General features: G+C 43.4%; 25 protein-coding genes and 1 pseudogene. 12 read left to right on the forward strand and 14 right to left on the reverse strand.

The annotated features are described in order from the left end of the window. Positions 1-118: 118 nt before the first annotated feature. The 4 genes from QWY16_RS03775 to QWY16_RS19425 all read left to right on the forward strand — a co-directional run bounded on the left by QWY16_RS03775 (position 119) and on the right by QWY16_RS19425 (position 3,338). Entirely contained in the window at positions 119-1,252 is a 1,134-nt protein-coding gene (locus tag QWY16_RS03775) for an NADH-dependent flavin oxidoreductase (RefSeq protein ID WP_300991526.1), read from the forward strand. A 201-nt stretch (positions 1,253-1,453) separates the two neighbouring features. Continuing rightward, a complete protein-coding gene (locus QWY16_RS03780; RefSeq protein WP_300991527.1) occupies positions 1,454-2,269 on the forward strand; it encodes an Ltp family lipoprotein in 816 nt (271 codons plus the stop codon). A 612-nt stretch (positions 2,270-2,881) separates the two neighbouring features. After that, complete coding sequence (locus QWY16_RS03785; RefSeq protein WP_300991528.1) at positions 2,882-3,112, forward strand: hypothetical protein; 231 nt, start codon at positions 2,882-2,884, stop codon at positions 3,110-3,112. Then, the gene (locus QWY16_RS19425) at positions 3,105-3,338 is read left to right on the forward strand and encodes a hypothetical protein (protein WP_495885104.1); all 234 of its coding nucleotides are present in this window, start codon (positions 3,105-3,107) and stop codon (positions 3,336-3,338) included. Before QWY16_RS03785 ends, QWY16_RS19425 begins: the two co-directional genes overlap by 8 nt. 210 nt (positions 3,339-3,548) lie before the next feature. On the opposite strand, the gene QWY16_RS03790 is transcribed toward QWY16_RS19425, so the two are convergent. Then, the gene (locus QWY16_RS03790; RefSeq protein WP_300991529.1) at positions 3,549-3,671 is read right to left on the reverse strand and encodes a hypothetical protein; all 123 of its coding nucleotides are present in this window, start codon (positions 3,669-3,671) and stop codon (positions 3,549-3,551) included. Positions 3,672-3,876: 205 nt separating this feature from the next. Further along, complete coding sequence (locus QWY16_RS03795) at positions 3,877-4,119, reverse strand: hypothetical protein (RefSeq protein WP_300991530.1); 243 nt, start codon at positions 4,117-4,119, stop codon at positions 3,877-3,879. A 601-nt stretch (positions 4,120-4,720) separates the two neighbouring features. Here QWY16_RS03795 and QWY16_RS03800 point away from each other — a divergent pair. Then, a complete protein-coding gene (locus tag QWY16_RS03800; protein WP_300991531.1) occupies positions 4,721-4,867 on the forward strand; it encodes a hypothetical protein in 147 nt (48 codons plus the stop codon). Between the two features lie 54 nt (positions 4,868-4,921). On the opposite strand, the gene QWY16_RS03805 is transcribed toward QWY16_RS03800, so the two are convergent. The 5 genes and pseudogenes from QWY16_RS03805 to QWY16_RS03820 all read right to left on the reverse strand — a co-directional run bounded on the left by QWY16_RS03805 (position 4,922) and on the right by QWY16_RS03820 (position 7,307). After that, positions 4,922-5,518 carry a YkuS family protein gene (locus QWY16_RS03805; protein ID WP_300991532.1) on the reverse strand — a complete coding sequence of 199 codons (597 nt, stop codon included), beginning with the start codon at positions 5,516-5,518 and terminating at the stop codon, positions 4,922-4,924. A 168-nt stretch (positions 5,519-5,686) separates the two neighbouring features. Next, positions 5,687-6,148, reverse strand: coding sequence for a YndM family protein (locus tag QWY16_RS03810; RefSeq protein ID WP_300991533.1), 462 nt, complete (start codon positions 6,146-6,148; stop codon positions 5,687-5,689). Positions 6,149-6,492: 344 nt separating this feature from the next. Next, positions 6,493-6,615 (reverse strand): annotated as a pseudogene (locus QWY16_RS19355) (hypothetical protein); the annotation flags it as partial. A 110-nt stretch (positions 6,616-6,725) separates the two neighbouring features. Further along, a complete protein-coding gene (locus QWY16_RS03815; protein WP_300991534.1) occupies positions 6,726-6,857 on the reverse strand; it encodes a hypothetical protein in 132 nt (43 codons plus the stop codon). A gap of 207 nt (positions 6,858-7,064) precedes the next feature. Next, positions 7,065-7,307: a hypothetical protein gene (locus QWY16_RS03820; protein WP_300991536.1), complete on the reverse strand. Its 243-nt coding sequence runs from the start codon at positions 7,305-7,307 to the stop codon at positions 7,065-7,067. A 383-nt stretch (positions 7,308-7,690) separates the two neighbouring features. Between QWY16_RS03820 and QWY16_RS03825 the strand changes: the two genes are divergently transcribed. Both QWY16_RS03825 and QWY16_RS03830 read left to right on the forward strand, forming a co-directional pair. Next, positions 7,691-8,389: a Na-translocating system protein MpsC family protein gene (locus QWY16_RS03825; protein ID WP_300991539.1), complete on the forward strand. Its 699-nt coding sequence runs from the start codon at positions 7,691-7,693 to the stop codon at positions 8,387-8,389. Positions 8,390-8,468: 79 nt separating this feature from the next. After that, a complete protein-coding gene (locus tag QWY16_RS03830) occupies positions 8,469-9,194 on the forward strand; it encodes a Na-translocating system protein MpsC family protein (protein WP_300991541.1) in 726 nt (241 codons plus the stop codon). Between the two features lie 105 nt (positions 9,195-9,299). Here the strand turns inward: QWY16_RS03830 and QWY16_RS03835 are convergent, their stop codons facing one another. Continuing rightward, complete coding sequence (locus QWY16_RS03835) at positions 9,300-9,500, reverse strand: hypothetical protein (protein ID WP_300991543.1); 201 nt, start codon at positions 9,498-9,500, stop codon at positions 9,300-9,302. Positions 9,501-10,130: 630 nt separating this feature from the next. Between QWY16_RS03835 and QWY16_RS03840 the strand changes: the two genes are divergently transcribed. Beyond that, positions 10,131-10,637: a DinB family protein gene (locus tag QWY16_RS03840; protein WP_300991545.1), complete on the forward strand. Its 507-nt coding sequence runs from the start codon at positions 10,131-10,133 to the stop codon at positions 10,635-10,637. A 118-nt stretch (positions 10,638-10,755) separates the two neighbouring features. After that, a complete protein-coding gene (locus QWY16_RS03845) occupies positions 10,756-11,130 on the forward strand; it encodes a YciI family protein (RefSeq protein ID WP_300991547.1) in 375 nt (124 codons plus the stop codon). A 40-nt stretch (positions 11,131-11,170) separates the two neighbouring features. Here the strand turns inward: QWY16_RS03845 and QWY16_RS03850 are convergent, their stop codons facing one another. Together QWY16_RS03850 and QWY16_RS03855 are read right to left on the reverse strand one after the other, a co-directional pair. Further along, positions 11,171-11,611, reverse strand: coding sequence for a YybH family protein (locus tag QWY16_RS03850; RefSeq protein WP_300991549.1), 441 nt, complete (start codon positions 11,609-11,611; stop codon positions 11,171-11,173). Between the two features lie 347 nt (positions 11,612-11,958). Continuing rightward, positions 11,959-12,834, reverse strand: coding sequence for a YitT family protein (locus QWY16_RS03855; RefSeq protein ID WP_300991551.1), 876 nt, complete (start codon positions 12,832-12,834; stop codon positions 11,959-11,961). Between the two features lie 243 nt (positions 12,835-13,077). Between QWY16_RS03855 and QWY16_RS03860 the strand changes: the two genes are divergently transcribed. Further along, the gene (locus QWY16_RS03860) at positions 13,078-13,464 is read left to right on the forward strand and encodes a YciI family protein (protein WP_300991553.1); all 387 of its coding nucleotides are present in this window, start codon (positions 13,078-13,080) and stop codon (positions 13,462-13,464) included. Positions 13,465-13,524: 60 nt separating this feature from the next. Beyond that, complete coding sequence (locus QWY16_RS03865) at positions 13,525-14,496, forward strand: NAD(P)-dependent alcohol dehydrogenase (protein WP_300991555.1); 972 nt, start codon at positions 13,525-13,527, stop codon at positions 14,494-14,496. A 222-nt stretch (positions 14,497-14,718) separates the two neighbouring features. Here the strand turns inward: QWY16_RS03865 and QWY16_RS03870 are convergent, their stop codons facing one another. The 4 genes from QWY16_RS03870 to QWY16_RS03885 form a co-directional block, all read right to left on the reverse strand. Then, on the reverse strand, positions 14,719-16,122 hold the full coding sequence (locus QWY16_RS03870; RefSeq protein ID WP_300991556.1) for a purine-cytosine permease family protein: 1,404 nt from the start codon (positions 16,120-16,122) through the stop codon (positions 14,719-14,721). A 362-nt stretch (positions 16,123-16,484) separates the two neighbouring features. Then, positions 16,485-16,901, reverse strand: coding sequence for an NAD(+)--rifampin ADP-ribosyltransferase (gene arr, locus QWY16_RS03875; RefSeq protein WP_300991558.1), 417 nt, complete (start codon positions 16,899-16,901; stop codon positions 16,485-16,487). A 304-nt stretch (positions 16,902-17,205) separates the two neighbouring features. Continuing rightward, complete coding sequence (locus tag QWY16_RS03880; RefSeq protein ID WP_300991560.1) at positions 17,206-18,204, reverse strand: bile acid:sodium symporter family protein; 999 nt, start codon at positions 18,202-18,204, stop codon at positions 17,206-17,208. Positions 18,205-18,336: 132 nt separating this feature from the next. Further along, positions 18,337-18,903 carry a sugar O-acetyltransferase gene (locus tag QWY16_RS03885; protein ID WP_300991562.1) on the reverse strand — a complete coding sequence of 189 codons (567 nt, stop codon included), beginning with the start codon at positions 18,901-18,903 and terminating at the stop codon, positions 18,337-18,339. A gap of 345 nt (positions 18,904-19,248) precedes the next feature. Here QWY16_RS03885 and nadX point away from each other — a divergent pair, with 345 nt between their 5' ends. Further along, on the forward strand, positions 19,249-20,028 hold the full coding sequence (gene nadX, locus QWY16_RS03890; protein WP_300991564.1) for an aspartate dehydrogenase: 780 nt from the start codon (positions 19,249-19,251) through the stop codon (positions 20,026-20,028). Positions 20,029-20,242: the final 214 nt, after the last annotated feature.

Raw genomic sequence — 20,242 nt, forward strand, 5'->3', positions numbered from 1 at the left:
AGGCGTGTTCTTTCTGCTTCTGGCAAAGATGATGGCCTGTAAGCTGGAATCTTGTAGTTAGGCGGGGCGTGTGCTAATTTTGTTTAATGAGTCCAAAAGAAAAGAGGAATTTATTTATATGAAACCACAATATAAAGCTTTATTCGAAGAAATCACCTTGCCGAATGGCGTCATGCTGAAAGACCGCTTAGGCGTTGCGCCGATGACTACATATTCAGGGAATCCGGACGGCACCGTATCAGATGAAGAACTTGTCTATTACCGCCGCCGCTCAAATATCGGCAGCTTATTCATCTCCGCGTGCATCGCGGTTTCTGAAAACGGCCTCGCGTTCCCGGGACAATTCGTGGCATTCAACGAAGATGTCATGCCGCGTTTGACGCGTCTGGCGACTGAGATGAAAGCGAATGGCAACAAGGCAATCCTGCAGATGCAGCACGGCGGACGCCAAGGGCAGCCGGATTTGATCGCTGCAAATGAAACGGTTGCACCGAGTGCGGTCGGAGGATCTGCTCATAAGCCGGCACCGCGTGAACTGACAGCGGAAGAAATCACAAACATCATCCGTGATTTCGGCGAAACGACGCGCCGTGCTATCGAAGCCGGTTTTGACGGAGTCGAAATCCACGGTGCCAATACGTACCTGATCCAGCAATTTGTATCGGAAATGACGAATCGCCGGGAAGACGAATGGGGCGGCAGCTTCGAAAACCGCTTGAAATTCCCGCTTGCCGTTCTAGCGGAAGTAAAGCGCGTGGCAGTTGATTACGCAAGCGAAGAATTTATTATCGGCTACCGTGTGTCGCCGGAAGAATACAGTGAAATGGGAATCGGTTATACGATTGAAGAAACCAAAATCCTGACCGACAAGTTGATCGAAGGCGGCATTCATTACCTTCACGTATCGCTCATGGATTTCAAAAAACGCCCGCATAATGAAGCAATAGAAGGCAGCATCGTTGAGATCCTTTCTGAGCAAATCACTGGCCGCGTGGCATTCGTGGTCGTCGGCAGTATCACGAAACCGCAAGACGCAATTGCTGCACTTGAAGAAGGCGCGGACATCGTCGTGATGGGACGCCAAGTGCTGGCAGATCCGGAATGGACGAAAAAAGTGAAACAAGGAAAAGAAGACGAAATCTATGAGAACGTACCGAAAGAGCGGATTGGCAAACTTGATATTCCGGGTCCTCTTTGGGAAAAGATCGTCCAGTACAAAATGGTGGAAATCGAAGAAGGCGTAAACGTTTAAGGCCCAATACGAATCAGGAAAGCTCTCTAGCCAAAAGGTTAGGGAGCTTTGTTTGTTTTATCATTCATTTTAATGGAAAGGCAACTGTTTTCTAGTGCACACTATTTTAATGTTTTAATGGTGAATCTTGAAATGTACTATTTACATGTAATTTGTCACGCTTTTTCTAAATAAGTTTACTTATTTAGAAAAAGGTATACTATGATGAATATAAAAGAATTGGAAAGAAGGAATTTAGAAGTGGATAAAATAAGAGCATTTATAAAAAGTAAATGGAAATACATACTAGTGGCAGTGATTGCTTTAATTATTGGCGGCAGCTTTGGGCCTTCTCAGTCTGACATAGATGCTTCTTCAACTGAAAATCTGAAAACACAAGAAAAGCTCGAATCAGAAAATGAGGAATTAAGTTTAAAAATTAAAGACCTTGAATCAACCAATGAGGAATCACTTTCAAAAATTAAAGAACTGGAAGCTAAGGTGAAAGAAGCCGAACCGTTTTTCTTGTTAGAAGAAAAAGAAAGAAAAGCGAAAGAAGCCGAATTGAAGAAAAAAGAAGAGGAAGAAAAAGCTGAAAAAGCTGCAGAAGAAGCTGCTGCTAAAGAAAAAGTGGAGGCTGAGGCAAAAGCGAAAGCCGAAGCTGAAGCAAAAGCCAAAGAAAAAGAAGAGGCAGAGGAAAAGGCGAAAGCTGATGCTGAGGCAAAAGAACAAGCTGCGAGAGACGCGGTAACGAACTCCCAGAACCAAGCGGTAGGAATGGCTGAAAATTATCTCGAGTACACTGCTTTTTCCAAGAGCGGATTGATTGAACAATTAGTATTTGAAGGGTTTAGCAATGCCGACGCGACTTACGCAGTTGAAAATATCTCGGTTGATTGGAGTGAACAGGCAGTGAAAATGGCTCAGAACTATCTCGACTACTCTTCATTTTCAAGGTCTGGTTTGATCGAGCAATTAGTATTTGAAGGCTTTAGCAATGCTGATGCTACAAATGCTGCAAGTGCAGTAGGATTATAATAAAGTAAATGATAAGCTTTAATTTTTAATCAGATATTAGAAACATGTTCAAAACCTCCTTTTCCGCTTATGGCAAAGGAGGTTTTTGAAATTTTTTCTATGTTCCGGCCAAGCCGGATCCAGCGAGTGAATATGTAAAATGTCTTCTTTTTGGATAATCCCTTTAAGCAACTGATAATTCGCTCGTTCAAAATTCTTTCCACTTTGCTTGTTGAGACAAGTATCTTACGCACCGGTTTGAATCCTTCTCATGACATCCAATTGTCGTCCTTCATTTTGATCTTTGCTGCTAATACGTTTGAAGCTAAATTTATGATCTTTCATAAGTACCCCTAAAGCAGAGTTTTCTTTATGTATTCCTGTAAACCGTTCGTAAAAGTGTATGCAATTCCGCGAACTTTCGTAAAGTGTTTTGATACGTTTATGAACGCTGTTTTTAATCCTTTTCAGCCCTTTTCAAAGTGCTCGTAAACCTGTACTTTTACGAACGCTATTGAAGTACCGATATTTATTAAAAGCAAAGTTATCTTCCAGTTTATTAAAATGTTAAAGTTAGGAATAGAGAATATGGTTAACAGACTTCTATCAAACGAGAAGAAAGGCGGGTTTACTATGAAGACATATGAAAAGATGTTAATTGCTATTCAAGACGAGGAATTTAACTGCTTTGCTTCAAAAGGGAGCTGGTTGTACATAGCCAATAAAAAGGATACAAAAAAAGGGCTTTTCCGTTTACCGAACTACATCCACTTTTTCGTATCATTAGATGCGCAGCGAATGCCTTCTGAATTTGGTGTAGTAAAAAAAAATAGAAGTCCCAATCACTGCAAAGGAACTGGCTGAACTCGATTATAGAAGTAGAAAGAAGGATCCTTCTCTGTTAACTGAGGAATTGTTACAGGAATATGAATGGTTTCTTGATAAAGTGAATTCTCAACCGGAACATACGCCAATGGCTGTTACCTGGTTTGAACGAATCTTTCCGAAGAAGGAAAAAGAACTGCGGGTACACAAAAAGTTTTTTAGTGGATTATCAAAAGAAGAGAAAAAAGAGTTGTTTGAAAGCTGACATTTCTTTGTCTAAAGAGGTAACAACCAAAAATCAGTTTACATATCATGAGGTTATCGGAAGGAAAGAAGTGAAAGATATCGCTTCTTTCCTTCTTTTATTCGTTTAAGTGTACTTTTACAAATGCTTTAAATTAATTATAATCCGTGAAAGAAGTGAACGAATATAAAAAAAAACGAACTGCCTCCTGTTCTAAAGAAGTCAGTTCGTTTAATTGGCATGAATTCTTTTGTACAGAGCTTCTGCCGCTTCATCAATCGATGTATAATATTCGACCTGCTGATTTTTACTGGATGTCACTTCGAGTATGGACGTACCTTTCAAGCACTTCACCGTTAGCGTATCCTCCACCCCAATTGTGAAGGAATGACTGATGGAAGAAAAATTGAAAGTGCACGAAAGCTGCAATAGACTCTTGATGTGTTCCAATTTCATAGCGATCGCGCTCTTTCCTTCTGTGACGTAAGGGTATTTCAGATTGAGCTATAGGGTTTTTACCCGATTCTCAGGCATTTAATCCAATAAAACTCCTGAGCAATCAGGAGTTAAGAGATAAATCGTGGGAAGCTAGAAACGCCACAATGTACTGGGCTGTTTCGTCAATCGAATCGTTTTGAACAACTTCTTGGGTCTGTGAATTGGTCAGTTCAAACGTCGTTGTGCCGGGCAGGCAGCGAATGGATAAGCTGTGGCCGTCTTCCGTTGTGAAGCCCTGACTGATTTTCGACGTATTGAATTCAACCATCGTTTTCAGAAAAACCTTGACGTGGTCAACTTTCATAGGGGGAATCTCCTTTCTAACTTTGGAAAGTGACGATGAAAAGCCTGGAAGGATGGGCAGTTGGGGCATTCACGATAAGGAGCCTTTCCTTCTAACTGAAGGATATGCGTAGGAGCAACCGAAAATTCCCTTTTGCCGATGGGTAGAGACAAAAATCCATAGGAATGCCCCGCGAACTGTCCTTCTCTTCAACTAAGATAAAAACGAAAAAAAGCCGAAAAACATCCCTAAGGATGCTTTCCGGCTTTGTTGGCAGCGCTACTGTCTGCAACAGATTACCATGAATCAGATTCTATTGTAGTTCTTATAGGTGTCTTAGTTGAAGTGCTTCTTTTTTTCGTAGGGTCTACTTCCAAGATGGAAACACTACTGTTTTCCAAGTAGGTTTATTATACCAGATTCCCAGTTTTAAGGGAAGAGGAGAAGTTGGCTTGTTTGAGGAAGAAGAAATAAAATGGCAAACGTCCTAGTTTTTTAATTGGTATTTTATTGATTTTAGTTGATAATCACTTGATGTTTTATTGGGAGAATAAGTGACATTCAAAATGCTAAATATAGAAGAATCATAAGGAACTATAACAAAGCCCTGGGTTTTCATACCATGAATTATTGGAAGACCTTCAAAAGCCCCTCTGCTTTAGCTATATCTAAACGGGAAACCCATACAAACCACAAGAAAAAAGAAACCTTTACAGTTGAACAAGTCCAAGAAAAAGAAGGCGGAATTGAAATTCACCAGTGGAAGTAAAGATAGAAGACACCATGAAAAAGCGAAATCCTTATACAGGATTTCGCTTGTTGGCTAGTTCTTTTTGTCTTCGGATGAAGCTGAATCCGTTTCTTTTACCGTTTCCGTTTTTTGCTCCTCTTTAGACGAGCCGGAAACTTTCTCTTTCACTTGCGTAGTAGCTTCGGTCGCTTTTTCTTTTGCCTGGTTGGCCAAGTCGGCTGCTTTTTCTTTCACTTGGCTCAATTTTCCGCTTCCGTCGCTTTCGGAATTGCGGCTTGCCAATTTTTCTTTCACGGTGACTTGGAGTTCTTTGCCGCTTTTCGGTGCCAGAAGAAGGGCTACGGCTGATCCGATCGCCGCTCCGCTTAAAAGACCCGCAAAAAATCCACTGCCGGCTTTACTTTTCGCTGCATCCGGCTCGCCTGGGATTTTCCCGGCGCGCTGCAAACGCTCTTCCACTTCGTCCACAATCTCGTTGACCGTGCGGCCGCTTACTTCCACGAGGGATCCTTGGAAGGAAAGATGGTCGTAGCTTTCCGAGTTGCGGACGACCAGGACATCGTATTGGGATGCTTTTTCTTTCTGGTCAAACATGTCTGCCTGATAGCCTCTTTTTTCTAATGCGAGTTGGATGTCTGTAAACGGATGTTCTACTGCAATTTTTGGCATAGTATCAACCCTCTTTCTTTTATTATGGTTATTCTTGTGTCTTTCCCTTTTTCCTCCTTGGGTTAAACTTCCAATCGTCAAATTAGCGGGCAAGAAGATGAAAAAAAGAAAAAACTGCCCCTCTCGAGTAAGAAAAACTTAAGAGGGAACAGTTCACTGGTTGGATTATTAACGATGCGTATTTTTTGAGACAGCACGGCCGTCTTTTTCAGGAAAGACGTTCTTATCCAGGTATTTATGGAAGAACCATTCCCCAGCGCCAATCACCAAAGCAGAGATCAGGGCTGCTTGTACAATGTCTTCAGCGTTCTCAATCAGCGCATCGCCCAATAGCCAAATGACCAGGAACGACAAGACGATATCGGCAATCGTGGCCATCATGTTCCGTTTCTTATGGTCTTCATGGCGATCGTGGCCAGCAGCGTGGTTGTTGCCTGTCTGTTTATTCGATGCTCCGTCGCCGGTTTTTCTAAAGATCATCAGATCGCCAAGTACATAAGCGATGAGCGTCAGAACGAGGCTAATCAAAAGCGTTTTCTCGAACTCCACGTCGTAAATCCCGGTTAGGATGACTAAAAGTACGACGGCAATCATTAGGAATTTCATAATAAGGGCTTTTACATGGTTCATCTGATTTCCTCCTCTGTCATTTTTGTTCGTGCCTTAAGTAAAGTACCCCCTCATTTAACTTTTAACCCTTTTATTTTTTATTTTTTAAAAATAATGTATCGTTTTTTATGACTTTTGATGTGCAAGACGGACTTTTCTTTTGTTAGAACAGGAATTACGAGGAACTAGAAAGAGGAGTGGTAAAAGAGATAAGGGAAGCAGTAGAACAGTAGTTTGATCAGAAGCAGTAATCTTTTCAATAGTAGTTGTTGTTACAAGATTACTCGCACTAAAGCGATGGGGCATTGAAAAATAGTAAAATAACCTTTACCTCTTCAATTAACTTCTCTGTTTTCGGCAAATATCTATCTTATGTAATACAAATTGTTATTCCGTAAGACATTGAAAAAGGCATTTCGAAAGAAAGCAAGTTTACATACCAGCAGTAGCAGGGACTCGATCAGCAAAATACAAAAGAGGAAGAGCGATGCTGATTTAGCACTGCTCTTCCTCTCTAATCTATATTAAGGTACTTTTACGGACACGGAAAATTTTGTTCACTCAAAACCAACAGGTAAAACCTCCACTTCAAAAGAAGTCAGTCTGTTTGATGGGCGTGAATTCTTTTGTACAGGGCTTCAGCCGCTTCATCAATCGACGTATAATACTCGACGTGCTGATTTTCAGTGGATATCACTTCGAGTATATACGTATCTTTTAGGCACTTCACCGTTAGCGTATCCTCCACGCCAATCGAGAAGGAATGACGGATGGAAGAAAAATTGAAGGTGCACGAAAGCTGCAAGAGACTCTTGATGTGTTCCAACTTCATAACGACCGCACTCTTTTCTTCTGTGACATAAGGGAATTACAGGTCGAGCTATAGGGTTTTTACCCGATTCTTGGGCATTTAATCCGAGAAAAAACTCCTGAGCCATCAGGAGTTGATCGATAAATCGTGGGAAGCGATAAACGCCACAATGTACTGGGCTGTTTCATCAATCGAATCATTTTGAAAAACTTCTTGCGACTGTGAATTGGAAATTTCAAAAGTTGTCGTGCCCGGTAAACACCGAATGGATAAGCGGTGGCCGTCCTCTGTCGTGAATGCCTGCTCAATATCCATCGTATGGTATTCAACCATCGTTTCAAGAAAAACCTTGACGTTATTAAAATTCATATGGAGAATCTCCTTTCCGACTTTGGAAAGTGACTAATAAAAGTCTGAAAGAATCCATTTATTGCTAGATATACAGTATGCCACGAAAGAAGACGAATCCCTAATAACCGGGTTTTTCCTTGTAAGCGTAAAGACGGAATAGCTGAAAATAGAGCCAAAAGAATGGGGCTATTTGCCGCGGCTACAAAAGATGCCATGTTTATGTAGGAACTGCAGGGGTAACCAACTTATATACATAGATCAGCCATAACTTCCGCTGATGGCGAGAGCCACAGGGAAGCTGATTCTGAACGGGAGGCATGCAGCTACTTGCAGGTCTCCTATCCCTTGTCCTTCGTGACCGTCTAAATAAAAAATAATTTCGCCAAAAAGGAGCTTGAGCTATGACAAACGATAAAACGGTCCAAACGGAAATTGAAGGCTTTATCTCTTCTTTTTTCGAGAGCCAATTCGGCGAAAGTCCCAGTTCCGTGAATGCAGCCATCCGAAACCCTTTTATCGCGATCCATCTGATCGGTTTTTCACTTCCGAGTGAGAAATTGCTTTTAAAACGAATGGAAGCCAAACGGGTGGGCCAGACAAGAGATCTTTTGCTGAACAGCGTCAAAATGGAATTGTTCCAAGAGCTAGCCGCCATCACGGGATATGACGTGAAGGAAATCTATGCAGACTGGAACTTTGAAAAGGAAAGCGGTCTGCTGATTGTGGTGCTGGATGCGGAAACAGACCCGGTGTCTTTCATCTATCCGGAAGGCGTGAATAAAGAAGCCCTGCATGAAATCGTCATCAAAATTAGTAAAATCACGCAAAAAGCACCCGAAACGATCGAGAGCTATTGGCTGAATGACATCACGGTCGTGGTGGAACGGAGAGGCATCATGGTGGATATTGAAAAAGAATTGATCAAAAACGGAGTAATCGAAGAATTGAGGGTGGCCAAACGGCCGCTCGAACACCGCGTGATGGAATTCTTTAAGCTGGAACCGGTATTAAAACAGGAAATCAACGACTTGTTTGTCGACTGGAATTTCGTAGCAGATAAAGCCTATATGGTCTTCATCTTGGAAGCGAAACCGAATTAGGCCATGCAGGAAACCCTGCTTCCTGTATAATGAAACCCATCACAACAAGCGTTTACTCAAGGAAAAAGGGGGTGATTGGATGCCGAAAGAGAAAACGGTCCAAGCGGAAGTCGGGGGCTATATCTCCGGTGTATTTCGCAAGCACTTCGGAAAAGGCCCGACCTCGGTCTATGTCACCATCAATCGTTCGTTTGTCACCATTCATTTCCGCGGGCTCCTGGCACCGACGGAACGCCTTTTGGTGAAGCAGAATGAATTGAAACGCGTATTGGAAATAAGGGATCTGATGATGGTGGACTTGAAGCAGGAAATCATCCAAGGGCTGAAGGAAGTGGCAGCGCTTGAGGTAAAAGAGCTCTACGCCGATTGGGACCTGATCAAAGAGACGGGCCTGGTCATTGGGGTCATGAAAGATGAGCAGGAAGACGGGAAATGGACCGATGATGCGGTGGAACAGGCGTTCACGAAAGAGATGGAAGAGGCAAGCCGAAAGGCAGAAAAAGTGCCTGGCCGTGTGGAGTCGTATTGGCTAAGCGACCGGGTCCTACTGGTCCGCCGTTCTGAGATTTTGGTCCAGATTGAAAAGGAATTGATCAAAAATGGCTATGAGGAAGAGCTGAAATTGTGCAAACGCCCGCTGGAGCATCGGATGCTTGGCGAGGTCCGGGTAGAAGCGGTATTAAACCGGCGAGTCAGTGAAACCTTCTTTGACTGGAACTTCGATGCGGATGTGGGCTATATCGTGTTTCTCTTGGAACCAAAAGGGCCGGAGGAAGCGAAGCCAGGAGGGCAAGTCCTCAATTAAGTTTACATGTAAATGAAAACCGCCTCTCTATTGTGAAACAACTTCAACAATGGAGGGGCGGTTCTATTTTTAAGGGCTTTTATTTCAACTAAGGTCGATTTTGCCTTAAACCTGTTCTGCTAAAACCTGAAAGGATTGGCAGTTGAGGCATTCACTATAAGCATCCTTTTCTTCTAACTGAAGGATATATGTGTGAGAATCTGTAAATTCTCTTTTGCCGATGGGGGTAGACAAAAATCCACAGGCATCCCCTGCAAATTGCCGGCGATGAATCCGTTTTTTCAAGTGGTCAACAAAGTAAGTCATTCGTGTGCACTCCTTCTCTTCAACTAAGCTTAAGGACGAAAAAAAGCCGAAAAACATCCAAAAGGATGCTTTCCGGCTTTGTTGGCAGCACTACTGTCTGCAACAGATTACCATAAATCAGATTCTATTGTAGTTCCTATAGATTTCTTAGTCAAAGTGTTTCTTTTTTTTCGTTCGGTCTAATTCCAAGCTGGAAACGCTACTGTTTTCCAAGTAGGTTTATTATACGGGATTTCCAGTTATAAGGGAAGAGTAGAAGTTGGCTCGTTTGAGGAAAAAGAAACAAATGACAAACGTCCTTGTTTTCTTTTAGTTTGTATGTTATTGATTCAGGATGATAATCCTATGGTATTTTATCCAGAAGTATAAGTGGCATTCAAAATGCTGAGTATAGAAGAATCATAAGGAACTATAATAAAGTTCTTAGTTTACATATGACGGCTTATCGGAAGGAAAGAAGTGATGGAATAAGCTTCTTTCCTTCCTTTTGTTCGTAAACGTGTACTTTTACGAACGGTTTTATGGTGGTGAATAACACCTAAAGAAGTCCCCTGATTAATTATGGTACACTTATCGATGAATAAAATTCTGAACATTCAAACTTTATGAGTTGCTGATGGAGGGGAGAAAATGAGTAGAAAAGAAGTACTTTTCATTTTCAAAAATGAGCTTAGCAAATACTCGCCAGAACAGCTACGGCATATTCCTGGAGAAGGAGTTTGGTCCATTGGGCAAATGTATGACCATATCATTGTAGTAGCGCATGAGTATCTCGATAATGTAGAAATATGTGCTGCATCAAATGAAGAGCAATCTTTAGGTAAAACTATGGCTGGTAAGAAATTATTTAAAGATGGTGGATTTTCGCCTATTAAAATCAGACTTCCAGATGAAATGAATGCTCCGCCCAATAATTCAGATGGCAGAGAAAAATTGGCGAAAAGAATGGAAGAGGTAATTAGTAGGCTGGAGCATTGGGAAGCGGAAGTGACTTTAATCAATCCGAATTGTAAAGTTGAACACGGGGGATTCGGCTGGCTGAATGCAAAAGAATGGTTTGACTTAGTGGGGATGCATTCCCATCATCACTTGCGCCAAAAAGACGAGCTTGAAAGTTATCTGAAAAAGGAAATGTAGTTTTTGAGTGATGTTAAGAAAACTTTTTTGGAAATTGGTTTTACGAATTTTGATTTTAGTCCCTTCGCTAAAATTTATAAAAAAAGGAAAAGTACGTATCTCAAAAGGAGGCTTTTAGATGAAATACTTGTGCTTGGGTTACTTCAACAAGGAGAAGATGGAGGCATTGCCAAAGGAAGAAATTGATGCCATCATGCTAGAATGCCAGCCTCATCTTGAGGAATTATACAAAAGTGGTCATGTGCTGGTAGATGCTGGCGTTGCACAAGAAGTGAAGAGCTTGCAGCGGGTTGGCGGGAAGATACAAGTTGGTGATGGCCATTTAACCCAGCTGGATAAACTCATTGGAAGTGCGTTCATACTAGAAGCCCAGAACATTGAAGAAGCAATCCAAGTGGCTTCTCTACACCCGACTGTGCAGGTCAGTCGAGGAGAACAACTTGGGTGGGAAATTGAGATCCGCCCAATCGATTCCTTCGATATGAAAGACTAAAGAGATTGCAGAGGCAAGCCCTTTGTTCTTGTTCACTATGTTACTTTAAATCAAAAATGCCTTTCCCCGTTTCAAAATCTATCGGCAATGAGGAATGTTCATGGACAATCGCCCATGAGTCCTCTACTTTTTTCAGTCCAAAGGTGAACCGGTTGGTTGTCTGCTGAAGCTGCACACCTGATTCCTTTTGATATCCTGTATAAGTCACCGTGCAATGTACAAAAGCCAAGGTTGAAGTTTCTTCAATTACGATATCGTTAAAAGCGACTTTAAGGAGAACTTCCCCTTCACTCAGGCCATTGAACCATTCGGATATATTCGCTTTCCATGAAGAGATCCCTTTGCTTTCCCAGCTTTCCCAACAATCATAGAGGTGGATTTCAGAAGCATACAAGGACAATAATTTCTCAACGTCTTTTTCTTGAATTGCGGTTCTGTACGTTTCAAGGACATCTTGCACATCAGAAAAATTCTGCGTCATGAATGTCTTCCCCTTTCCTGATTACGAAATAACAAAATGTTACTGAGCCCTTAAGGCTATCTAATCTTAATACGGCGTTCAGCCTGTTTTTCCTGCTTTGAAATTACAGGTCTATTCTTTGATACAGGGAGCAATTAACACCAATAGAAGAGGAAGTATTTTAGTAAGATTTCGTCAAAGGTACGGTATGCATAAAAAAACTATAATCGGAAGTTTTATATTTGAGTTAAAGAATTCAAAAAACCAGTGACCTCTTATTAAAGGTGACTGGTTTTTTAAAATTTAATGCAAAATAAAGCTTGAATTGATGCAACTTATCTCTAAAAATGGCATCAATCACTAACAGATCAGTGAATATCGCGCTTTTTAAAACTTCCGCCTCTGACTTCAGCTGCGTCGTAAACGACGATGAATGCGTTGCTGTCTATTTCGTAGATGATTTCTTTCATCTTGCTGTCTTCGAGCCGGTTGATGATGCAAGTAATTTCTTTGTGTTCCTCATTCGTGTAGGCGCCTTTGACGATGCTGTAAGTAGCATTGCGGCCGAGGCGGTCGTAGATGGTCTGGACGAGCAGCTCGGGTTCACGCGAAATGATTTTATACGTTTTGGAGCCGCTGAATCCTTCTTCGACCAAGTTAATCACTTTGGATGCGATGAAATAAGCGATTCCGGAAAGGAAAGCGCCTTTCAGGCCGAAGACGAAGGAAACGATGATAAAAACGAATACATTAAGGAATAGGATCATATCACTCGTTCCGAATGGCAATTTGCGTGACAGCAGCACGGCCAGCATGTCAATGCCGTCGAGCGCACCGCCGTTTCGAAGAGCAAGACCCATGCCAATGCCGATGATGATTCCGCCGATGACGGTGACCAGCAAGGTATCGTTTTCAACGATGGTCGGAACATGGTGCATGACCGTCGTTGCATAGGCGAGGGAAGCGATGCCAATGACGGAGTAGATGGCAAAGCTTCTGCCGATTTGTTTATAGCCTAAATAGACGAACGGGATGTTCAGGACAGCAATCAGCAAGCCAAGCGGCAAGTCGGATAATTGGGAACCGACGATGCTGATGCCCGTGATTCCACCATCCGATACATTGTTCGGGATCAGCACGGCTTCAAGGCCGTATGCGGTGATAAAGGCTCCGATGATGATAGGAAGCGCTCTTAAAAGCATTTTAGCTTTACTCGTTTTGCTTTTTGTTGCAGTTGGGTTCATTCTATTTTCCCCTTCTCTGAAGTTTCGTGATGGATTTTTTTCACTCCAATTAATAAATATAACCTTATTTTGGCTTTTTTAGTAGGAAAACTTGAAGAGAACGAGAAAGAAGCGCGGACCTGTAATAGATAATTTATTTAAAAAAGGGATTGGAACCGGGTGTCTTGAATTTTATTAAGGATGAGCAAAATTATAGTAAGAGTTGAAGGTCAAAGGCTGCAGCCTTAAAAAGGAGGAATTTCCATGCTGTTTATGTTGATAGTTAAAGCTTCACCCAGTTCGGAAGGCGGCAAGCGCCCAAGCACGGAGTTGATAGAAGCCATGTCCAGGTATAACGAGGAGTTAAAGGAAGCGGGCGTTCGGGTTATGGCAGAAGGGCTTCATCCCAGTTCGAACGGAATTCGCCTTTCATATGTGAAGCCTGGTGAAAAGCCTGTGGTTACAGAAGGGCCTTTTGCAAACCCAAAAGAATTAATTTCCGGTTTCATTTTGATTGATGTGAAATCGAGGAAAGAGGCCATCGAATGGGCTATGCGGATGCCGGACCCGATTGGATATGGCGAAGGTGAGATTGAATTGTGTCAAGTGTTCGAAGGGCCAATGGAGAGTTCGGAAAAGCAGTCTGATTAAGCTCCACTTGGACGCTAGCATGGCTGGTGGCTTTTCATCGGAAAAAAAGGGGGACGGAAAATGAAAGCCATGGTCTGCACCCGATACGGGCCACCGGAAGTTTTGGAGCTGCAACAGCTCGATAAGCCCGTACCGAAAGATGATGAAATTCTGATAAAAGTTCATGCGTCCACTGTAACAGCGGGGGATTGCGAGATACGGAGCTTTAAATTTCCGGTGTTATTGTGGATTCCGCTGCGGCTGTTTTTTGGCGTGCGGAAACCGAGATTGAATGTGCTGGGGCAGGAATTCGCCGGAGAAGTTGAAGTTGCGGGAGATGAGCAGACGTTATTCAAAAAAGGGGACCGTGTATTTGGTGCGACTGGATTGAAGCTTGGCGCGTATGCCGACTACCTTTGCCTTCCCAGCAGCTCTGCCATCGCCCGAATGCCGGAAGGGTTGAGTTTTGAAGAAGCCGCCACCATCCCGACAGGCGGAATGAATGCCTTATTTTTTCTTCGAAAAGCGAAAATCCAAACCGGCCAGAAAGTGCTCATTATCGGAGCCGGCGGAAGCATCGGCACGATGGCCGTTCAGCTCGCCAAAAATTCAGGCGCTGAAGTGACGGCCATCGACAGCGGGGAAAAGTTGGACATGCTCTTATCCATCGGTGCAGACAACGTAATCGATTATCGGCAAGAAGACTTTACTGCAAATGGCGAAACCTATGACGTGATTTTCGATGTTGCGGGAAAAAGCCCTTTTTCGAAAACCATCAACTCATTGAAGCCTAAAGGCATTTACCTGATGGGCAATCCGAGCCTTTCCCAAATGTTCCGGAGGCTTTTGCCGACGAAAAAAGGCAACCGGAAAATCATAGCGGGAGCGGCCAGTTATAAAGCCGAAGATTTACGCTATCTGAGTAAACTGTTGGCAGAGGGCAAGATCAAGCCGGTCATTGACCAAGTATTCCCGCTGGAGCAGCTGCGCCAAGCTCATTATTATGTGGAGAGTGGAATGAAGAAGGGGAATGTTGTCATTGCTAATCGATGATGCGAGTCAATCTATACTGAACATTAAAATTCTATCCATATGTAAAAAAAATTTTAGCTAAGTTGCTGCAACACACGAGTATTTATAATCCATACAATGCCACTCCTGCAACCTTCAGGATGTGGCTTCTTCGTGTTATCCCCATCAGAAAAAGCTGTCCCAAAAAGCCGTTATTCACAACTTTTCCAGACAGCCCTCACAGCAGGAATCATTTTCAATCCATCAGGCAATATAATCATCTTTATTTACATCTGTCGCTTCCACTTTCTCATAGTAAGCACCTTTTGTGATCAGCGCCAAAACCACTGTCATGACAGCTGCCATCAGCGCGGCTAAGAAAGCGGCGGTGCTTTGGAGGAAAAGTCCGAAATAACCAAGTGCAGCAACGGTTCCGATTATAGTCGGTACAAGAAGTGAAACTACGCCGACGGGATTCCATTTAAACAAATTCTCTTGCCTTGCGTCGTAATAGGGGGGGCCGATTTTCAGCAATTTTTTCACGATGAGCGCATCGGTTACGAGAATCGCAGCCCACGACATTAGCGCTACCCCCTGGAATGTCATCGCTGTTTGCAGGTGGTCGATGATGCCGCCAAGCATCAGCGCCATGGCCGTAACAGCTGCCACGACTACCCAGAAGCGCCGGCCTGGAGTGAACCGGAACATATTTTCAAAAAAGCTCGATAGTGAAAGCGAAGCGCTGTAAATATTGGTGATATTGATGCGGACTTGCGTCAATACGGTAAACAGTACACCGCCGAGTCCGAGCAGGATGACGATGTAAACGCCCGGGTTCGATTCGCCGATTCGGACCCCGAACCAGATGCCGAGGCAGCCCATGACGCCGAAACAGAAAATCTGCGGAATAAAACCGATTGCGATGGAGCCGATTTTCAAATCTTTCGGCTTCAGGAAACGCGCATAATCGGAAGCGATCAGCGCTGTCAGCCCCATGATGCCGTGTTGCATCCCGATGCATAATAATAAAGCTGTGCCGCCGATCTGGGCACCTTCTGGCATGTACGTCCAAAAACTTCCATCGTAGACAGATGGACGGTTGTAAGCAACGACGATTGCCGCGATTAAAAAAATACCGAAAATCGGCAAGGACCATTTTTGAAGTTTGTCCAATTGTTTGATGCCGAACCAGTTTAAGGGGATAACCAATGAACCAAAGATGACGATAAGAATCCACTGGGGGATTACGGGAAAATATGCATGGATAGCGGTCACCAGGATCATGCCTTCAAAAGCACAGTACATGATGAAATTTGATGCGTAAATCAAAGAAGTAAGCGAGGCTCCGATGTAACCGAATCCTCCTCGGGATAGTAAATTGACGTTCATTCCCGACTTAGCGGACAGGTAGACGATAAAGGAACCGACAATGCCCGCTGCTATAATCGCATAGGCAGCTGAAATGAGGGCATTCGCTGCTCCGAATTGAAGTGCCATAACACTGCCCATCTGGAAATAGAAAATGGCCGTCGCGATTCCGAATGTAATGTTCGTGATGCTTAGCCAGCCCATTCTCCGGTATTCCCGCGGAATTTTGTCCAAAGAATAATCCTTTTTCCTGTTTTCTTCCATTTCTCGTTCAAGATCTACAGCAGAATCAGTTCTCATGTCAGCTCCTTCTTTCCTATTTAGATTTCTGCAGTGCCTGTTTTGTGTAAATAAAAAACAATGAAATGTATGGCAATATTAAAAATCAATGCCAAGGCATAGACATCCTCTTGAGTGAAAAAATCCGAAATGGTTCCAGTAATTTATTCTTTATATCTTTCCGTACCCGCTCTTACCGTATTTTAGGCATTAAAAGAGCTTGTCGGTATTGAACACTATTTAAGAAATACAGTGAACTTATTTTGCAATTAAACAAAACAAAAAACATCAGCTTCGAAATCGGTTGATTTCGAAGCTGATGCTCATCTCTTTATTTTAGCCAATAATGTGAGAGGACTAATCAGCAATGTCCTTTTAAAAATTCAGTCCAATATAATCGCCTTTCCTTGTTCCCGCAAGGCTTTTAAAGAAGCCAGCATATGATTGATTTGTTCATCGGAATGCCGTTCCCAAGATCCCAATTCAGCAACGATCTTCAGAGGGGATTTGGATCGGTACGAGCGTGTTGGATTGCCGGGAAACCGTTTGTCGGTCAAGTTCGGATCATTTTCAAAATCGCCCAGTGGTTCGACCAGATAAATTCTTTCTTTGGCGTTGGAGGCTGCGAGTTCCGCTCCCCATTTGGCAGCTTCCAATGTGGCCGTGAAATAGATGTAATTGGATTTCTTGTCCTGGTAATTGGATAAATTCTGCGCCTCCAATAAATCACCGATCTTCAATTGGGCTTTTGTTCCGTGAAAGAAAGGACCGGGGTCTAAGACATCTTTTTTGTCATTCATACGGATCTGCCTCCTGTGCTATTCGCATTGTATAAAACAGTATAGGGCAGGGATTCGGAGAAAAACAGTCTGTAAATCATTTTTTATTAGCGGTATAATGGTAGTAGAGAGAGTGATATCGAACAACCAAGTTCAATAAAAATTGCGAAAGACCTCCATTTTCGAATCTGGTGATTCTAGAACGGAGGTCTTTAACTTGCAGCTGTATAAGACCCGGTCTGTTGGACCGCGAAATGCTTCCTGGAACTGATCAGCTTTTGCAGCGCACAGTTAAAGCTGTTATTGTTCTGCTGCAAATTGCCGTCTATTTCGATGGTCTTTTTACATCAGCTAAAGAATTGTGATTTGACTGCACTTCTGCAATGTCCTTGTCTTTTGGCACTTCATGTTTTGCCCAGTAGGAAGCGAGAAACGTGCCGGTTATCACTTGCCATGCCGAGGCGAAGGCACTTGGCAATGCGGCAAGCGGTGTGAAATATGCTGAAGCCAGGGCTACTCCGAGACCGGAGTTTTGCATGCCGACTTCGATTGAAATGGCGCGCTGATCCTGAGGAGACAGTTTTAAGGCTTTCGCTGCGTAATATCCGAGCAGCAGCCCGAAGCCATTGTGCAGCAGGACTGCTGCAAATACGAGAATGCCTGCCGCAGCAATATTATCTTTATTGTTGGCCACGATTGCTGACACAATAATGGTGATGGCCGCAATGGAGATTAAAGGCAAGACGGATACGCTTTTTCGGGTAACCACAGGCAGGAATTTACTGATTAACAAGCCTAGGATAATTGGAATGATGATCACTTGTATGATGAACATGAACATGGAAATCGGATCAACTGGCAGCCATTGCCCTGCAAATATTAACAGCAGAAAAGGCGTCATAATAGGCGCCAGCAAAGTAGAGGCACTTGTCATGGTGATGGAGAGAGGGACGTTTCCTTTTGCCAAATAGACCATGACATTTGAAGAAGTTCCCCCGGGTACGCTGCCCAGCAAAACCAATCCTGCCGCAAGTTCTGCAGGCAATCTCAATAAGTACGCAATGATAAAGGCGATTGTTGGCATGATTGAGAACTGTGCGGTTACTCCTATTAGAACCGGGATTGGATTTGTAAACACTAATTTAAAGTCGGATGCTTTTAACGTAAGCCCCATACCGAACATGACGACGCCGAGTAAGAGGGTGATGTACGCACCAAATGAAGAAAACAGACTTGGAACCATAAAAGCAAGCACGGAACACACGATGACGATCAATGCGAAATACTTGCCGGCTAGACTGCTGATTTTGTCGAGCCCTTTCATTTTGACCCTCCGTTTCTGAATTTAGTCCAAAGAATGATAGTTGAACATGAGTAGCAACATTTTTAATTTGAGTATAGTTTTGAACGGCTAATTCTCTGCGGTTTCTGGAGGGAATAGGCTTTTGTTGCTGCGTTAGATCGCTTTCACAAACTTCGCCGGCACTCCGGCAACCACTGTATTGGCTGGGACATCTTTCGTCACTACGGCACCTGCCGCAACAACTGAATTGTCACCGATTGTCACGCCGGGCAGGATCATGGCACTGGAACCGATCCAGGCATTTTTGCCGATGACCACAGGTGAGGAGTAGGTTGTGTTCCGGGTTTCCAAAGGCAGTCCGTGATTCAGTGTGGCAATCGTGACATTCATCCCGATTTGTGAACCGCTGCCTATTTGGATTCCTCCTCGGTCCTGGAACGAGCAGCCGGTGTTGAAGAAGACGTTCTTTCCGATGGTGATATTTTTACCGAAGTCGGTGTAGAACGGAGGGAAGCACATGAACGACGGATCGACAGTGCTGCCGGTCAGTTCACTGAAAAGCTCCACGATTTCTTCTTTTGAATGATAGGAAGTGTTCAGTTCCATGGTGATCCTTTGCGCTTCAAAGCTGCATTGCACCAATAATCCATATAATTCTTGATCGTCGGCTGGGATGGAGTTGCCTTTCCGGCAAAAATCGATAAATTCGTTCATGTCCATTGTTTATTGCCACCTTTCTTTTAGGTCTGACCGAGATTCGGCTGCCGCATTCAGGTTTGATCAAACTGCTTGTTGTTTGTTGATCTTCTTATAAAATATAATTTAACACATAAATTGAATAAACAAAGTTGGAATGTTCCATACTTAATGTATCGAGGGGGGCAAGTCGTTGAAGATATCTTGGGAAATGGTGGACAGACAATTAAGGTTCAGGGGAATGCTGTTAAGCTGGCTGGTGCGGAACGGCGTAATTAAAGGGAGAATCATCATTCCTTAAAATTTACATACGTATGTCATAATCATGGTAGTGTTGATTTTTGTTTTAAATAGATGAGGAGGCCAATCATGAACATCGGAATCATCGGAACAGGAAACATTGCGTCGTATTTATTGGAACAGATAAATCACAGCCATCTAGCCAATGGAAGGGTTACAGCTATTTTCGGGCGCAACCAGGAAGTCGGGCAGCAGTTGAGCGAACAGTTTGAAGCCGATTTTTACACAGACCTTCAAGGATTTTTAGGCTTGCCGCTCGATATTGTGGTGGAGGCAGCGACGGTGGAAGCGGCTAAAATCTATTTAAAAGATGTGGTCGCCCATCAGAAAGATCTCGTCGTCAGCAGCATCGGCGTGTTTAAAGATGTCGCCTTCTTGGATGAATTGAAAAGTTTGGCGGAGTCCAACGGCACACATATCTTCTTGCCATCCGGTGCAATCGGTGGATTAGACGTCTTGCAGTCGGCGAAAGCGGCTGGTGGGTTAGAGCGTGTCCAGATTACGACACGGAAATCTCCCGCATCGCTCGGGATTGAATCGGACGAAGAAAAGGTGCTATTCGAAGGCTCCGCATATCAAGCCGTCGAGAAATTCCCGAAGAATGTCAACGTAGCATTGGTGCTCGCACTTGCTGGCATTGGAGTCGAGAAAACGAAAGTGCGCGTCATCGTTGATCCGGCCGTTGAACGGAATACCCACACGATCGAAGCGGAAGGGGATTTTGGAAAGATGCAGCTGCAAGTCGAAAACAATCCGATGCCAAGCAACCCGAAAACGAGCCTGCTCGCTGCTTTAAGTATTCTGGCGGTATTGCAGAACAAAGACCAGGCTTTGCAGATCGGGAACTGAATTCTTGTTCTGAACGTAAAAAAATAGCCGGATTTGTTTAAATAACCCTGCTGAAATGGAGGGAATAGATAGGATTTATCCAATTGATTTTAGTAAAACCTATTTAGAATTTAAGTGTAAGCAATTTGCTTTGAATCATTTCTTTTATTAAAGCATCTCATTTTTCAAAAAAGTGAAAGCGACAGCTGGACGCATTGCATGTCCGGCTGTCGCT

The organism is Planococcus shenhongbingii (assembly GCF_030413635.1).
GTDB classification, from domain to species: Bacteria; Bacillota; Bacilli; order Bacillales_A; family Planococcaceae; genus Planococcus; species Planococcus shenhongbingii.

Coding starts and splice junctions, on each gene's coding strand:
- QWY16_RS03775 (WP_300991526.1), top strand. CDS start 119: ATGAAACCACAATATAAAGCTTTATTCGAAGAAATCACCTTGCCGAAT.
- QWY16_RS03780 (WP_300991527.1), top strand. CDS start 1,454: ATGATGAATATAAAAGAATTGGAAAGAAGGAATTTAGAAGTGGATAAA.
- QWY16_RS03785 (WP_300991528.1), top strand. CDS start 2,882: ATGAAGACATATGAAAAGATGTTAATTGCTATTCAAGACGAGGAATTT.
- QWY16_RS03795 (WP_300991530.1), bottom strand. CDS start 4,119: ATGAAAGTTGACCACGTCAAGGTTTTTCTGAAAACGATGGTTGAATTC.
- QWY16_RS03800 (WP_300991531.1), top strand. CDS start 4,721: ATGAATTATTGGAAGACCTTCAAAAGCCCCTCTGCTTTAGCTATATCT.
- QWY16_RS03805 (WP_300991532.1), bottom strand. CDS start 5,518: ATGCCAAAAATTGCAGTAGAACATCCGTTTACAGACATCCAACTCGCA.
- QWY16_RS03810 (WP_300991533.1), bottom strand. CDS start 6,148: ATGAACCATGTAAAAGCCCTTATTATGAAATTCCTAATGATTGCCGTC.
- QWY16_RS03820 (WP_300991536.1), bottom strand. CDS start 7,307: ATGAATTTTAATAACGTCAAGGTTTTTCTTGAAACGATGGTTGAATAC.
- QWY16_RS03825 (WP_300991539.1), top strand. CDS start 7,691: ATGACAAACGATAAAACGGTCCAAACGGAAATTGAAGGCTTTATCTCT.
- QWY16_RS03830 (WP_300991541.1), top strand. CDS start 8,469: ATGCCGAAAGAGAAAACGGTCCAAGCGGAAGTCGGGGGCTATATCTCC.
- QWY16_RS03835 (WP_300991543.1), bottom strand. CDS start 9,500: ATGACTTACTTTGTTGACCACTTGAAAAAACGGATTCATCGCCGGCAA.
- QWY16_RS03840 (WP_300991545.1), top strand. CDS start 10,131: ATGAGTAGAAAAGAAGTACTTTTCATTTTCAAAAATGAGCTTAGCAAA.
- QWY16_RS03845 (WP_300991547.1), top strand. CDS start 10,756: ATGAAATACTTGTGCTTGGGTTACTTCAACAAGGAGAAGATGGAGGCA.
- QWY16_RS03850 (WP_300991549.1), bottom strand. CDS start 11,611: ATGACGCAGAATTTTTCTGATGTGCAAGATGTCCTTGAAACGTACAGA.
- QWY16_RS03855 (WP_300991551.1), bottom strand. CDS start 12,834: ATGAACCCAACTGCAACAAAAAGCAAAACGAGTAAAGCTAAAATGCTT.
- QWY16_RS03860 (WP_300991553.1), top strand. CDS start 13,078: ATGCTGTTTATGTTGATAGTTAAAGCTTCACCCAGTTCGGAAGGCGGC.
- QWY16_RS03865 (WP_300991555.1), top strand. CDS start 13,525: ATGAAAGCCATGGTCTGCACCCGATACGGGCCACCGGAAGTTTTGGAG.
- QWY16_RS03870 (WP_300991556.1), bottom strand. CDS start 16,122: ATGAGAACTGATTCTGCTGTAGATCTTGAACGAGAAATGGAAGAAAAC.
- arr (WP_300991558.1), bottom strand. CDS start 16,901: ATGAATGACAAAAAAGATGTCTTAGACCCCGGTCCTTTCTTTCACGGA.
- QWY16_RS03880 (WP_300991560.1), bottom strand. CDS start 18,204: ATGAAAGGGCTCGACAAAATCAGCAGTCTAGCCGGCAAGTATTTCGCA.
- QWY16_RS03885 (WP_300991562.1), bottom strand. CDS start 18,903: ATGGACATGAACGAATTTATCGATTTTTGCCGGAAAGGCAACTCCATC.
- nadX (WP_300991564.1), top strand. CDS start 19,249: ATGAACATCGGAATCATCGGAACAGGAAACATTGCGTCGTATTTATTG.